At 67.9% G+C, this 14,125-nt stretch carries 15 protein-coding genes; 8 read left to right on the top strand and 7 right to left on the bottom strand.

All coding sequences use genetic code 11. The features are described 5' to 3' along the window. Positions 1-48: 48 nt before the first annotated feature. From M1L58_RS07330 to M1L58_RS07320, 3 genes are all read right to left on the bottom strand, one after another. Entirely contained in the window at positions 49-1,173 is a 1,125-nt protein-coding gene (locus M1L58_RS07330) for a lytic transglycosylase domain-containing protein (RefSeq protein WP_248658366.1), read from the bottom strand. A gap of 451 nt (positions 1,174-1,624) precedes the next feature. Further along, the gene (locus M1L58_RS07325) at positions 1,625-2,149 is read right to left on the bottom strand and encodes a DUF1003 domain-containing protein (protein WP_006865854.1); all 525 of its coding nucleotides are present in this window, start codon (positions 2,147-2,149) and stop codon (positions 1,625-1,627) included. Beyond that, positions 2,146-3,459, bottom strand: coding sequence for a magnesium transporter MgtE N-terminal domain-containing protein (locus M1L58_RS07320; protein ID WP_040535540.1), 1,314 nt, complete (start codon positions 3,457-3,459; stop codon positions 2,146-2,148). The genes M1L58_RS07325 and M1L58_RS07320 overlap by 4 nt, the downstream gene beginning before the upstream one ends. A 98-nt stretch (positions 3,460-3,557) precedes the next feature. Between M1L58_RS07320 and M1L58_RS07315 the strand changes: the two genes are divergently transcribed. From M1L58_RS07315 to M1L58_RS07295, 5 genes are all read left to right on the top strand, one after another. Then, positions 3,558-4,046 carry a general stress protein gene (locus tag M1L58_RS07315; RefSeq protein WP_006865852.1) on the top strand — a complete coding sequence of 163 codons (489 nt, stop codon included), beginning with the start codon at positions 3,558-3,560 and terminating at the stop codon, positions 4,044-4,046. Between the two features lie 319 nt (positions 4,047-4,365). Beyond that, entirely contained in the window at positions 4,366-5,727 is a 1,362-nt protein-coding gene (locus tag M1L58_RS07310) for an extracellular solute-binding protein (protein ID WP_154882878.1), read from the top strand. After that, complete coding sequence (locus M1L58_RS07305; protein ID WP_308221794.1) at positions 5,724-6,932, top strand: carbohydrate ABC transporter permease; 1,209 nt, start codon at positions 5,724-5,726, stop codon at positions 6,930-6,932. The genes M1L58_RS07310 and M1L58_RS07305 overlap by 4 nt, the downstream gene beginning before the upstream one ends. 4 nt (positions 6,933-6,936) lie before the next feature. Continuing rightward, a complete protein-coding gene (locus M1L58_RS07300; protein ID WP_006865849.1) occupies positions 6,937-7,767 on the top strand; it encodes a carbohydrate ABC transporter permease in 831 nt (276 codons plus the stop codon). 3 nt (positions 7,768-7,770) lie between these two features. After that, the gene (locus M1L58_RS07295) at positions 7,771-8,952 is read left to right on the top strand and encodes an ABC transporter ATP-binding protein (protein WP_248658365.1); all 1,182 of its coding nucleotides are present in this window, start codon (positions 7,771-7,773) and stop codon (positions 8,950-8,952) included. Positions 8,953-8,983: 31 nt separating this feature from the next. On the opposite strand, the gene M1L58_RS07290 is transcribed toward M1L58_RS07295, so the two are convergent. Continuing rightward, positions 8,984-9,841, bottom strand: coding sequence for a chromosome partitioning protein ParB (locus M1L58_RS07290; protein WP_248658364.1), 858 nt, complete (start codon positions 9,839-9,841; stop codon positions 8,984-8,986). Continuing rightward, positions 9,831-10,535: a metallophosphoesterase family protein gene (locus tag M1L58_RS07285; protein WP_248658363.1), complete on the bottom strand. Its 705-nt coding sequence runs from the start codon at positions 10,533-10,535 to the stop codon at positions 9,831-9,833. Before M1L58_RS07285 ends, M1L58_RS07290 begins: the two co-directional genes overlap by 11 nt. A 58-nt stretch (positions 10,536-10,593) precedes the next feature. Between M1L58_RS07285 and M1L58_RS07280 the strand changes: the two genes are divergently transcribed. From M1L58_RS07280 to M1L58_RS07270, 3 genes are read left to right on the top strand one after another with little or no spacing between them, the layout of a single operon-like run. Further along, complete coding sequence (locus M1L58_RS07280) at positions 10,594-11,184, top strand: suppressor of fused domain protein (RefSeq protein WP_248658362.1); 591 nt, start codon at positions 10,594-10,596, stop codon at positions 11,182-11,184. A gap of 36 nt (positions 11,185-11,220) precedes the next feature. Next, on the top strand, positions 11,221-11,985 hold the full coding sequence (locus tag M1L58_RS07275; RefSeq protein WP_248658361.1) for a HemK2/MTQ2 family protein methyltransferase: 765 nt from the start codon (positions 11,221-11,223) through the stop codon (positions 11,983-11,985). Next, positions 11,982-12,224 carry a CDGSH iron-sulfur domain-containing protein gene (locus M1L58_RS07270; protein WP_232715725.1) on the top strand — a complete coding sequence of 81 codons (243 nt, stop codon included), beginning with the start codon at positions 11,982-11,984 and terminating at the stop codon, positions 12,222-12,224. Before M1L58_RS07275 ends, M1L58_RS07270 begins: the two co-directional genes overlap by 4 nt. A 24-nt stretch (positions 12,225-12,248) precedes the next feature. On the opposite strand, the gene M1L58_RS07265 is transcribed toward M1L58_RS07270, so the two are convergent. Both M1L58_RS07265 and M1L58_RS07260 read right to left on the bottom strand, forming a co-directional pair. Then, positions 12,249-13,295: an iron-containing redox enzyme family protein gene (locus M1L58_RS07265; RefSeq protein ID WP_248658360.1), complete on the bottom strand. Its 1,047-nt coding sequence runs from the start codon at positions 13,293-13,295 to the stop codon at positions 12,249-12,251. Positions 13,296-13,403: 108 nt separating this feature from the next. Continuing rightward, entirely contained in the window at positions 13,404-14,048 is a 645-nt protein-coding gene (locus M1L58_RS07260; RefSeq protein ID WP_006865841.1) for a hypothetical protein, read from the bottom strand. Positions 14,049-14,125 lie beyond the last annotated feature (77 nt).

Here is a 14,125-nt window from a genome sequence, read left to right as displayed (position 1 = left end):
ACCGGCAGACCCCGGTGGTGGTCCCGGGGACGGTTGCGGGGGGCCGGATCAGCGGACGGGCACCGGAGTCGTCGCGGGTCCGGGCACCCCGACGCGGGGGTTCGGCTGGGGCGCCTTCTTGGTGATCGGTGCCTGCTTCTTGGTCGGCGGCGGTGCCTGTCCGGGCAGGGTGATCGTCGGCAGGCAGACGATGAAGCAGTTCTGCGGCGGGGGTGCCGGCTTGCGTACCGAGGGCGACGACGAGGACGGTCCCGACGGCGGCGTCGACGAGGACGAGGAAGAACTGGACTTGCTCTTGCTCTTGGAGCTCGAAGCCTTGCGCTTGGCCTCGGGGATCGGGTTCGTCGGCATCACGCCGGTGGCGTAGGCGCCCGCCCAGCCGAGCACGTTCGCCACGTACTCCATCGAGCGGTTGTATCGCAGGACCGCAGCGACGCGGGTGCCCTCACCCATGATGTCGCTGACCCCGGCGCACAGGTAGCGGCCCGCCGAGTAGGTCGCGTCGAAGATGTTGTTGGGGTCGGCCTTGCCGTCGCCGTTGGCGTCGGAGCCCCACGACGCCCAAGTGCTGGGGATGAACTGCATCGGTCCCATGGCGCGGTCGTGTTCGGGGTCGCCGTCGATGCGGCCGCCGTCGGTGTCCTTGATGACGGCGTTGCCGGCCAGCGATCCGTCGAGCACGGGGCCGGCGATCGGGTTGATCGTGGTGCCGTACTGATCGACCGAGCCGTTGCTCGCGTGGTTGGACTCGATCCGGCCGATGCCGGCGAGGAGGAACCAGGGCAGCTTGCACTGCGGGCTCTCGGCGCCGACCCGGTTGGCCGCGAGTTTGTAGGCCTGCAGGACCACGCCGGGGATGCCCAGCGGGCCGGACGGGAGATCGTTCGCGAGCCGGAACTGGGGCGCGGGCAGTGCGGCGGCCGGCTTCTCCGGCGGCGGTGCGAAACCGAGGAGGGTGACCGGCGAACCCGGCACCACGTCGGCGACGACGACCGGGGCCTCGGGTTGTTCCGGTGTCGCGGCGGCGAGCACGCCGTGCGCGCTCGACGACGCGGTGCCCAGGACCATGGTGCCGACGAGAGCGCCACCGACGACGATGGTCGCGGCTCGGCGGGGAAACTGCAGGGGACGCTGCGGCCCACGACGGTGCCGCACCAGGTTGAGCGGGCTCACCGACGACCACCGTCGTGTGCTGTGCGCCCGTTCGCCGGGCGCCCCGTCTCCGTGTGTACTCGGCGGTTCACCGCCGATCCCCGCGGATGGCTCGCCATCCGATTCTTCGTTCCCGCCTGCACGATCACATGTACTCCGTTGTCAAAACACCACACGTCTGCCCCCGAGGACGCAGTGATTGCCCGCTCTGGCCGCACGGCCTGGAGCCGAGAGCGAATGCGCCCGACCGGCTCTGGCGTCGTGTGACCGACACCCGGTTCCGGCCGAACTGTGACCCACCATACATATCGGGTCTGATGACCCAATGGCGAACTCCGCATTTGCTCGTCGTCACTCACTTCGTCGCTGCGATGCGAAAAGTTACGGCGGCAAACTCATGGGAGAGAAGTTACTGGAGTGACATAACGGAGCGATGACGAGCGTCTATCGGACCAGATCGGGGGACAATTCGTCACTGGGATCGGTCGTCGGCGTCCGCTTCGTCCGCGCTCTCCGCGTCGCGAGCGGCGAGCCTTTCGGTCAGCTCGTCGAGCAGGTCGTCGAGCTCCTTGCGCAGGTAGTCGCGCGTGACGGTGTCGCCGACGGCCAGGCGGACGGCGGCCAGCTCGCGGGCAAGGAACTCGGTGTCGGCCTTGGTCTGCGCCGACCGCATCCGGTCCTCCTCGAGCGCCACCCGGTCGCGGTTCTCCTGGCGGTTCTGCGCGAGCAGGATCAGAGGAGCGGCGTAGGCCGCCTGCGTGGAGAAGGCCAGATTAAGGAGGATGAACGGGTACGGGTCCCACCGGATCGTCACCGCGACCAGGTTCAGCGCGATCCACACGATCACGACCACGGTCTGGATGGCCAGGTACCGGCCGGTCCCGAGGAATCGCGCGACACGTTCGCTGTACATCCCGACCACGTCGGAGTCGAGATTGAACGAGATGGTACGCCGCGTGCTCGGGGTGTCGAGTTTGCGTCCGCCCTGTTCGCTCATCGGATCCTCACCTGCGCGCCGGCGCCGGACGGCCGGTCGATGTCCTCGGGTTCGGTCTCACGCCAGTCGCGCGGCAGGATCTCGTCGAGGAGGTCGTCGACGCTGACGGCGCCGAGTAGGTGGCCGGCCTCGTCGACCACCGGGCCGCAGACGAGGTTGTAGGTCGCGAAGTAGCGGGTCATCGTCTCCAGGGAGTCCTCGGGGTGCAGCTGGGCGAGGTCGGTGTCCAGGATGCCGCCGACGAGGTGGGCGGGCGGCTCCCGCAGCAGCGCCTGCAGATGGACGCAGCCGAGGTACTTGCCGGTCGGCGTCGACGTCGGAGGGCGCACGACGAAGACGATGCTCGCCGCGGCCGGGGTGAGGTCGGGGTTGCGGACGCGGGCGAGCGCCTCGGCGATCGTGGTCGACGGGCTGACGATGATCGGCTCGGAGGTCATCACACCACCGGCGGTGTCGGGGGAGTGCAACAGGAGTCGGCGGACCGGTTCGGATTCCTCCGGGTCCATCTCCTCGAGCAGGGCCTCGGCCTCGGTGTCGGGCAGCTCGCCGAGGAGGTCCGCGGCGTCGTCGGGGTCCATCTCCTCGAGGATCGTGACCGCCCGGTCACGGCCGAGCGCGGTCAGCATCGCCTTCTGGTCGTCGGGCGGCAACTCCTGGAGGACGTCGGCGAGCCGTTCGTCGTCGAGCGCGGCCGCGATCTCGCCGCGTCGCTTCGGCGGCAGCTCGCGCAGGGCGTTGGCCACGTCGGCCGGACGCATCCCCTCGAACTGCATCAGGGCCTGGGCGACGCCCTGTCCCGGCAGATCGAGGGAGGACTGCGTGATCCCCTGGACGCTGGACCATTCCACGACGTGGGTCTCGTGACGCCGACGCAGCCCACGACGGCCCGCACGAACGGCCACCCGCGACACGACCCAGTCCCGGGTACGGGTGCGCTCGATACCGAGATCGACCACGGTCACGTCGGCGTCGGCGAGTTCGGGCAGATCGGGATCGGTGACACGGACCCGCGTGTCGAGGATCTGACCGATCGCCAGGGCCTCGCCGGGACGCAGGTGCAGCTTCCGGAGGCTCACCGTTCCGGTGTTGAGGGTCACCGCCCGCGGCTCGATACCGGTCACGCGCAGCATCGGGACGAAAATCCTTCGGCGGGTGGTCAATTCGACGGCGAGGCCGAGCGCGCGCGGCTGCTGACCCGACAATCGGATCGAGATCACCACGTCACGGACCCGCCCGATGGATTCACCATCGGGACCAAGGACGGCCAACCCGACTAATCTGGCCACGAACACCTTGCTCACCGACGACATGGGAGTAAGGGTAGTGCCAACGGTTCGGCGAACGTCGTCGGCGAGTATGGATCAGCCGCGACGTCCGTCGATCCACTTCCACGAGGGAGGTCCCGAAAATGACGAACCCCATGCGCCCGAGCCGGGAGACACCGGGCCTGCCGACCCCGCCCAAGGGCTGGCCGATCGGCTCCTACAGCACCTACGCCGAGGCCCAGCGTGCGGTGGACTACCTGTCCGACGAGAACTTCACGGTTCAGGACGTCACGATCGTGGGCGTCGACCTCATGCAGGTCGAGCGTGTCATCGGGCGCCTGACGTGGGGCAAGGTGATCGGTGGCGGTCTGGTGTCCGGCGCCTGGCTCGGGTTCTTCTTCGGGTGTCTCGTCGCCCTCGTCTTCACCGGCTCGCCGCTCGGGCCGATCATCGCCGGCATCGTGGGCGGCATGGTCTTCGGTGTGATCTCGGCGACGATTCCGTACGCCGCCACCCGCGGACAGCGCGATTTCGCGTCGACGATGCAACTCGTCGCCGGACGCTACGACGTCCTCTGCGACCCGAAAAGCGCAGAGAAAGCGCGCGACATGCTCGCCCGCCTGACGATGTGAGACTCCTGTCCTAGAGGACACGGGGCGATCACGATCGACACGGGAGTGGCACGCCCATGCCGGATGTGTTGCATGTCACGAATCGCGACGTATAGCGTTGCACCTCGGACGCTCACGGCGGAGCACCTCGGGTGTTCGCCGCGTACGACATCGAGGAGGCTGCGTGCGGAGCAGGGTCAGCACTGATGATGGAACGGGCCGCACTGGCCGATCGGGGGGTTCCCGACGATCGGAGGGCGGCCCGCCCGGCTCTCGAACCACAAGTCGCGTAAGGCGAAAGGTCCTCGCGGCGGCAGTCGCCGCGGCCGCGGCGCTTCCCGTGTTGTCGGCGTGTGGCTCGGGATATGAAGCGGGCGTACTGAATTTCTATCCGCCGGCCGACGGTGCCGACACCTTCGCCGCGATCGGCGACAAGTGTTCGGCCGACTCCAACGGTGCCTACAAGGTCGTCACGACGCCGCTGCCCAAGGGCGCCGACGATCAGCGACTGCAGTTGGCCCGTCGCCTCGCGGGCAACGACTCCGGGCTCGACCTCATGGGCATGGACGTGGTGTGGACCGCGGAGTTCGCCGACGCCGGCTGGATGGTCCCGGTGCCGGACGCGATGGCCGCGGAGGTCTCCGCGCGCTCGCTCGGCGGCCCCCTCGACACCGCGGTGTGGAAGACGGATGAGGATGAGCGCGAACGCCTCTACGCGATCCCGTTCTCCACCAACACCCAGTTGCTCTGGTACCGCAAGGACGTCCTCGAGGACAAGGTCGACCGACGACGCCCCGCCTCGACGTGGGACGGGATGCTCGAGGACGCACTGGTCAGCGGCCGCAACGGCGGACCGACCTACATCATGGTGCAGGGCAGGCAATATGAGGGCCTGATGGTCTGGTTCAACTCGGTGCTCGTCAGCGCCGGCGGGCAGGTCGTCGACCCCGACAACCCCGACCAGGTCACCCTCAACGACACCCCGGAACATCGCGCCGCCACGGTCCGCGCACTCCGCACGCTCAAGGCGGTGGCCACCGCACCGGGCGCCGACCCGTCGCTGACCAATTCCGACGAGGGGGCGGCCCGACTCGGCATGGAGAGCGGCAAGGCCCTCTATGAGGTCAACTGGCCCTTCGTGTTCCCCGGCATGCGCGAGAACGCGGTCGCCGGCGCGGTTCCGTTCCTCGACCTGACGCAGTACGCGAACCTGTACGCCGACAGCGCGAATCCGCCGTCCGACCGGGATGTGATCCCGCTCAACCGCGAGATGCAGAAGGTCTTCGACTTCGCGCCGTACCCGGGCTTCGAGGGCTTGCCGACCAAGACGACCCTCGGCGGTATCAACATCGCCGTCGCGAGCACCTCCGAGCAGCAGGAACTGGCCTGGCAGGCCGCCGAGTGCATCACCAGCGAGGCCTCGCAGAAGAACTTCTCGCTCAACGCGGGCCCGCCTCCGGTGATCGAATCGATCTATGACGACGCCGATTTCCGCCTCGCCTACCCGATGGCCGAGGAGATCAAGCGCCAGCTCCAGCCCGAGCACGCCGCGGTGCGGCCGAAGTCGCCTGAGTACCAGGCGATCTCGACCCTGCTGCAGGCGAAGCTGAGTCCGGTGGGGGCGTGGGATCCGGAGACACTGGTGGACGAACTCGCCGAGGCCGTCCAGAAGGCAATCGACGGGGAAGGGTTGGTTCCGTGACCGACGACAACACACCCGGGCGCAGGCCGAACAAGGACGAGTCCACGTTCCGCGCCGGCCGTCACGCGCTGCCCGACGATGCACCGGCCCAGACCGGTCCGATCCCGATCGTGGGCGACAACCCGCCGGTCCACTCGGACGAACTGTGGAAGGCCCCTCCGGGAGGACGCCACGAGGCATCTTCCGGTTCGAACCCGTCGGCGTCGTCGGCGGTGAACCCGGTGGGATCGAGTCCAGGATCCGTCGGTGTCGCACCGTCATCGGGGGCTGCCACCGCCGTCGCCGAACGACCCCGCACCGAGTCCGCGACGAAACCCCGCAAGCGCAGTGAGGGCAAGACCGCCGAGCGGCGGCTCGCCTTCTGGCTCGTCGCGCCCGCTGCACTGATGATGCTGCTGGTGACCGGTTATCCGATCATCTACGCGGTCTGGCTCTCCCTGAACAAGATGAGCCTGTCGGCACCCGGCGAACGCGAGTTCGTCTGGTTCTCGAACTACGCGACGGTGCTGACCGACAACTACTGGTGGACGGCATTCGGTGTCACCGTGGGGATCACGGTCGTGTCGGTGCTCATCGAACTCGTCCTGGGCATGGCCATCGCACTGGTGATGCACCGCACCATCTTCGGACGCGGCACGATTCGCACGGTGGTCCTGATCCCCTACGGCATCGTGACCGTCGCGGCGGCGTTCTCCTGGTACTACGCGTGGACCCCGGGCACCGGCTACCTGGCGAACCTGCTGCCTGACGGCAGTGCGCCGCTCACCGAGCAGTGGCCGTCGCTGGCGATCATCATCCTCGCCGAGGTCTGGAAGACCACGCCGTTCATGGCGCTGCTGCTGCTGGCGGGTCTGGCACTGGTGCCCGACGACCTGCTGAAGGCCGCACAGGTCGACGGCGCGGGAGCGTGGACGCGTCTGTGGCGCATCATCCTTCCGCTGATGAAGCCCGCCATCCTCGTCGCGCTGCTGTTCCGTACGCTCGACGCGTTCCGCGTGTTCGACAACATCTACGTGCTCACCAGCGGGTCCAACAACACCTACTCGGTGTCGATGCTGGGCTACGACAACCTGTTCGGCGCATTCAATCTGGGAGTCGGATCGGCGATCTCGATCCTGATCTTCGTCTGCGTGGCGATCATCGCGTTCGTGTTCATCAAGGGGTTCGGCACCGCCGCACCGGGTTCCGACGACGAGGGGAGGTAATCCGGTGAATTCGAGCGGAAAATCCAAGGCGTGGTGGTCGATCGCCAACATCCTGGTGATCCTGTACGCACTCATCCCGCTGCTGTGGATCATCAGCCTGTCGTTCAAGCCGGCGTCGAGCGTGACCGACGGGAAGTTCATCCCGACCGAGTTCACTCTCGACAACTACAAGTCGATCTTCGAGACCAGTGCCTTCACCTCGGCGCTGATCAACTCGATCGGCGTCGGTCTGATCACGACCCTCATCGCGGTGCTCCTGGGCACCATGGCCGCCTACGCCGTTGCCCGACTGGAGTTCCCGGGCAAGAAGGTCCTCATCGGCGCGGCGCTGCTGATCGCGATGTTCCCGCAGATCTCGCTGGTGACACCGCTGTTCAACATCGAACGTCGGCTGGGTCTCTTCGACACCTGGCCGGGCCTGATCCTGCCGTACATCACCTTCGCGCTGCCGCTGGCGATCTACACGCTGTCGGCCTTCTTCCGGGAGATCCCCTGGGAGCTGGAGAAGGCGGCGAAGATGGACGGCGCCACCCCGTGGCAGGCGTTCCGCAAGGTGATCGCGCCGCTGGCCGCGCCGGGTGTGGTGACCGCCGCGATCCTGGTGTTCATCTTCGCCTGGAACGACCTGCTTCTCGCGCTGTCGCTGACCTCAACCGAACGAGCGATCACCGCGCCGGTGGCCATCGCCAACTTCACCGGCAGCTCGCAGTTCGAGGAACCGACCGGGTCGATCTCGGCCGCCGCGGTCGTCATCACCATCCCCATCATCATCTTCGTGCTGTTCTTCCAACGTCGAATCGTGGCCGGTCTGACTTCCGGCGCCGTGAAGGGATAACCCATGGCAGACATCGTTCTGGACAAGGTCACCAAGCAGTACCCGGACGGCTCCACCGCGGTCCACGGGGTCGACATCGAGATCGGCGACGGCGAGTTCGTGATCCTCGTCGGACCGTCGGGATGCGGAAAGTCGACGACGCTCAACATGATCGCGGGACTCGAGGACATCTCCTCGGGCGAGCTGCGGATCGGCGGGGAACGCGTCAACGAGCGTGCCCCCAAGGACCGCGACATCGCCATGGTGTTCCAGAGCTACGCGCTCTATCCGCACATGACGGTGCGTGACAACATCGCCTTCCCGCTGACGCTGCAGAAGCTGCCGAAGGATCAGATCGCCGCCAAGGTCGACGAGGCCGCGCGCATCCTCGATCTCGGGCAGTACCTGGACCGCAAGCCGGCCAACCTGTCCGGCGGTCAGCGTCAGCGTGTGGCGATGGGCCGCGCGATCGTGCGCTCGCCCAAGGCATTCCTCATGGACGAGCCGTTGTCGAACCTCGACGCCAAGCTGCGTGTGCAGATGCGCACCGAGATCGCCCAGCTGCAGCAGCGACTCGGGACCACCACCGTCTACGTGACACACGACCAGACCGAGGCGATGACCCTCGGCGACCGTGTCGTCGTGCTGCGTGGCGGACACGTCCAGCAGATCGGCTCGCCCCAGGAGCTATACAACAACCCGACCAATGTGTTCGTCGCCGGGTTCATCGGGTCGCCTGCGATGAACTTCCTGTCCGGTCGCCTGGGCACGGACGGCATCGAGACCGCGATCGGCACCATCGCCCTCGACGACCATCGCGCCGTGGTCTCACGCGCCGGTGACGTCGGCAGCAGCGGTGAGGTTCTCATCGGCATCCGCCCCGAGCACCTCGAGGACGCCTCCCTCGTCGACGACACCACTCGTCGCCAGGGTGCGACGTTCACCGCGAACATCGACGTCCTGGAGTCGATGGGCTCGGACATCTACGCCTACTTCGGTGTCGGCAACGGGTCGAACCGGGCGTCGAGCGATGCGCTCGCCGAACTGTCCGCCGACTCCGGCGCCGATCTCGGTGGCAATCAGCTCATCGCCCGCCTGTCGCCGGACTCGAAGGTCACCCGCGGTTCGACCGCCGAGCTGTTCTACGACGCCTCGAAGGTGGCGGTCTTCGACCAGAGCTCGGGAGAGTCGCTGCGCCGCCGCTGATCCGGGTCCGCGTCACGTCGCTGCGCGACCACTACCGCCGTTTACGGTCGGAGTGGTCGCGCAGTTCGTCGAAGACCTTCTCGTCCCACACGTGCCTGCGCACCAGGCGATAGCGTTCGCATGCCACCCACATGTAGAGCTCGGCGTCGCTGGTCAAGTCGTCGCGAATGCCCGCCCGGCGGGCCATGCGGACGACGGGCAGGAACTCTTCGCCGAACCAGCGTCGGGCGACCTCGGTACGGCTCAGGAACTCGCCGAGCTCCTGGGAGAGCCGAAAACCCCACGCCTCCACGTTCTCCGCGAGTTCGGCGTAGTCGAAGGCGTCGGTCAGTTTGATCGCCTCGGCCTGCGCTCCCTCGAGCGGGACCCGCGACAAGAACAGCCGCCGGTGGTCCTTGAGAATCAGATCCGACGGTGCGTTGATGCCCTCCGGTGAGATGCGCGTGTGGATCTCGGTCACGTAGGCGTCGATCGTGGTCAGATTGCGTGCGATGGCGATCGACACGCGGTGGTGGCCGTCGATGACGAAATGCATCGATCCGACCCGGTAGAGCTGCACCGGCGGCACCGACTCGCCCCGGCGCTGGGCGGCGGCGATACGCTGCCACCGTTCTCGCATGTGTGACGAGGTGGGGCGGAAGTACCGGTCGAAATCCTTGGTCCGGTCGACGCTTCCGACGATCGAGGACACCTCGACGACCTGGAGTCCGAGCACGGTCTTGCCCGTGGCGCCGAGTGCCGCGACGACCTCGTCGAAGGGCAGGACGGTGTTGACGTCCGCCGGCTGCCGCATGAACCACTGTGCGAGACGGGCACGTTCGGCCCGGCGTCGTAACCGGGCGAAGTCGTTTTCGGCGTCGGCCTCGGGGAATCCGGTGTCACGCGCCATGCCTGCGCCTCACGATCTCCACCTTCCGCGTCGCGGGATCGATGTCGAACTGGCAGAAGCCCACGACGTTCATCGACGTCGTCGTCTCGCCGATCGGTAGGTCGCGTGGGCGACTGCCGTAGGGATGAACGTGCCCGTGGACGAGCAGTGTCGGGCGCAGTGCGCGCACGAGGGGGTGATAGCAGTCGAAACCCTGATGTGGGGTGTCGTCGCCGTCGCCGACGCCGCGCGCGGGACTGTGGGTGAGGAGGATGTCGGTGCCGCCCGAGTTCGCCTGCGTGGGTTTCGACAGGACGTTCCCGCAGCGCAGCCGCATCGCCCGCAGACGTTGCTGGATGTCGGTGTACTGGTTGGTCCCGCCGTTGTAGCAGCGGCTTCCGCCGAGTCCGCTGATGCGCAGTCCGGCGACCGTCACGGTGCGGCCGTCGGCGTTGATGCCGCCGCACGGACCCGGGTCCTCGGCGGGGATGCCCGCGCGGGTCCAACCGGTACGCCCGCGCCGGTAACCCCGGAGTTCCCGGTCGTGGTTGCCGGGGACGTAGACGCACGGGGCATCGCACAGCGTCGACAGGATCTCGAGATAGTCGAACGGGAGGTCGCCGGCGCCGAGGATGAGGTCGGGACGCCCCTCGATACCGACGCCGTAGGTGAGAGAGTCCACCACCTCGTCGGCGACCGCCAGAACCCGGACCATTGTTCCAGGCTAGACGAGGGCTCAAATCGGTCGCAGACTTCTCGGTAGCCTGTCGGACGTGACTGAATCGGTGACCGACCTCGTCGGGAAACATCTCCGGGATCGGCTGGGCGCCGAACCACAGCGGGCGTCGGTGACGTTCCTCGGCGTCGAACCGATCGACGTTCTGCGATTCGTGCTCGACGACGCCGCTCCCGGTGAACTGGTCTACGTGACGTCGGGATGCGCACGCCACCCGATGTCGGATCCGACCGATCTCCACGCCGACCCGGTGAAGGGGCCACGCGCCGAACTCGTCGTACGAATGCGCGCGGGTTCCCCGCTCCCGGGGCTGCACAAGCGCATGGCGACGCTGGCGGCCGCGCCGGCGGTCGAGGGATTGATCCTCGACGCCGATGCGCTCGTCGATCTGGGCGAACCGCTGTGGGACGGCGCCACCTGCACGGCGGTGCTGCTGTCCGCCGACGAACTCGGCGAGGTCGAGCTGTCCGATCCGATGGACCCCGTCCGTCTGCTCCGGGCGGTGCCGATCACCGCCAACGAGGCGGCCTGGGTGCGGCTCAAGGGCGCAGACGCTCTCCGGGACGCGTGGCGGGAGGCCGGTATCGACGTCACGGAGCCGAATCGCGCGTCGGCCACGCCCGGCTGAGGTTTCACCACAGTGAGAAACGGGAACGATGCACTGGTGACGCTGACATCCGCATCGCCCGCAACGCCGCGGGCCACCACCGCCGCCTCCGGGATCGCCACGGTCGGCGAGGTCTATCTGCCCCAGCAGGACACCGAACTGCTCATCGACATGGTGCGTTCCCTGGGCGTGGACGGCAAGAACGTCCTCGATCTGTGTACAGGTAGCGGTGCGATCGCGATCGCCGCCGCGCGCCGGGGCGCAGCCGAGGTCACCGCCGTCGACGCATCCGCCGACGCAGTGGCCTACGCGCGCTGGGCCTCGCTGACTGCCGGGGTGTCCGTCACCGTCCAGCACGGCGACCTGACCCGCCACGTAGGGCAGTACGACGTCGTGACCTGCAACCCGCCCTACGTGCCGACGCCCCCGGTCGACGATCCCCGGTACCACCCGGCGGGACCGTCGCACGCCTGGGATGCCGGCCTCGACGGTCGGGCGGTGTTGGACCTTCTGTGCGAGCACGTCCCGACGCTGCTGCGGCCCGGCGGAGCGTTCCTGCTGGTGCATTCCGAGTTCGCCGACGAGGAGGCGTCGCTGCGTGCTCTCCGTGCCGGCGGTCTGCACGCCGAGGTCGTCTCGGAGCGGTTCATCCCGTTCGGCCCTGTCATGACCGCGCGGGCCGAGTGGCTCGAGGAACGCGGGCTGCTCGAACGCGGATGCCGCGTCGAACGACTGGTCGGCATCGCGGCCGTCGCACCGGGCGGCGAGAAGGTCGACGGGAAGCCGGCACCGGGCCACACTGCTGACACGGAACAGTCATGACCTTGGAGGACGTCACCGTGGCGCGAACCGAGAACGGCGCGGGCGCCGAGCGCACCGCGGTGCGGGTGGTACGTGGGGGACCGGTGCTCGTCGAGGGCCCGGTCGACATCGAACTACCGGATGGCTGCCGTGTGCAGTCCGACCGGTTCATGGTGGCCATCTGTGCGTGCGGGCGCAGCAAGAACTACCCGCTGTGCGACACAAGTCACCGCAAGCGCCGTCGGCGCTCGGCCGACTAGTCCGTTCTTCTGGATTCCGTTCTTCTAGATTCCGGGGAAGGCGCTCTCGCCGCGTTCCCAGGCACCCATCACGTGTGCCTCGAGTGCGTCCTCGACGAACAAGAAGGCACGGATTCCGAAGATGACATCGGCCTCGGCACTCGGGTCCTGCCGGACGAGGTCGCCGACCACGTCTGTGCGCAGGATCTGCTCGTGGACCGCGTCGGCTTCGACGTGCTCACGGTAGAAGTGCCGGCATGCCTCGGGTGCGTCGAGCCGTTCGAGTCCGGCGAGCAGCCGCTGGGAACCGGGCGACGAGGTGATCTCGGTCGCCGCGAGGTGCCCGACGGCTGCACCGCGGTAGCGGCGGTGCAGGCCGAAGAGCGACATCAGGTTCACCGGGGTCAGGGCTGCGGCGGGAACGGTGTCGAGGTAGCCGAGATAGTCGGCGGACAGGTCCGCCGAACGGAGCAGGTCGGCGAAGAGCTCCTGGTGCACGGCCCGTCCGCGACCGCCGCCGAACTCGTCGAATTCGACTGCGACGAAAGAGGCCTTGGCCTGCCCGCGGAGTCGCGGGATCGCCCAGGCGTGTGGATCTGCCTCCTTGAGGTGATACAGCGACCGGAGTGCGAACATCTGGCGGTACTGCTCCCAGGTCCCGTTGTCGCGGAGGAAGTAGGACGCGCCGTCGCCGTCGAGATTCTCGATGCAGAGTTCGTCCATCTCGGCCTGCACCGACTCGTCCTCGACAGCGGTGGGTACGTCGCGGTGGAGGGCCTCCAGGAAGCGCCGCTCGAGACCGGCGCGCAGTGACAGGAGCGCCGGCGACCACTCCCAGGTGCCGTCGGCGTCGGCGAACCCCACATAGTGCATCTCGTAGCAGAGGTACAGCGCCAGCTGTAGGTCGTCGCCGTACGGGTCGGCGTCATGTAGGGCAACCGGCACCTCGACGGTCGTCGTGACGTCGGGATCGCTGCGCAGGAGGTCGATCACCGCTCGGGACAGCGGACCGCGGGCGCGGGGAAGTGTCGGGACACGAAAGACCCCATCCGTCGTCGGATCGGTTGCAATCGCCTCAGCTGACACCAGCACTCCTCACGTTCGTTGTCCACAGTGGGCGCGAATCGGTCCTCGATTGCCCGCGGAGCGCAGGACTCAAACCTGGACGTCCATCGCCGCACTCCCAGGATAGGCCCGCCCTCAACCGGCCTTGAGCTCGTCGAGCAGGTCTTTGTCCAGCGATGCCCGCACCAGGGCGGCGGCGAGCACCTCGGGCCTGCCGTCGGCGAGATCTGCGAGACGGCCGGGGTCGTCGGGCAGCCCGAGGTCCTTCGCGGCGGCGAGAGCCCGTTTGTCGAAATGCGGTGCGACCCAGTCCCACACCGACTGCACCTCGCGCAGGAAGATGTCGGCGCCCACCGGGCCGATGCCGGTGAACTCCTGCAAGAGCTCGGCGGTCGCATCCGGGTCGGAGTCGGCCTTCGCAGCGAGTTCACGGAGATCCCCGTGGTAGTCGTCGACGACCTTCCGGCCCGCCTCCTTGAGTCGGGTGGCAGTGCTCTCGTCGTAGCGCTTGTAGTGCCCGCGTCCCAGTGCGTCGACGAGGTTCTGCCACGACGCCTGCGCCATCTTCTCGGGCGTGCGATGCCCGGCGGCGAACAGCTCGCGAGCTGCGGCGACCGCGATGTCGGCGGAGATCCGCGTGCTCAGCAGGAGCGACAGGACCAGGAGTTCGAAGAGCGGCGACGGGGTGTTCTTCAGGGTGATCCCGGCGTCGTCGGCGTAGGTCCGTCCGGCACGCTCCATCAGGGCCTCGACGGTGGCATCGGTGTCGGTGGTGCTCATGCCAGGTCGACTACCCGGTGCGGTCACCGGACAATCGCGCTCCCGGCGGGTCCGTTCGCGTCCGGTCGCCGACAGTT

This window comes from Gordonia sp. C13 (assembly GCF_023218005.1).
GTDB classification, from domain to species: Bacteria; Actinomycetota; Actinomycetes; order Mycobacteriales; family Mycobacteriaceae; genus Gordonia; species Gordonia namibiensis.
The sequence above is the reverse complement of the archived record's forward strand: the minus strand, read 5'-3'. Positions and strand labels throughout refer to the sequence as shown.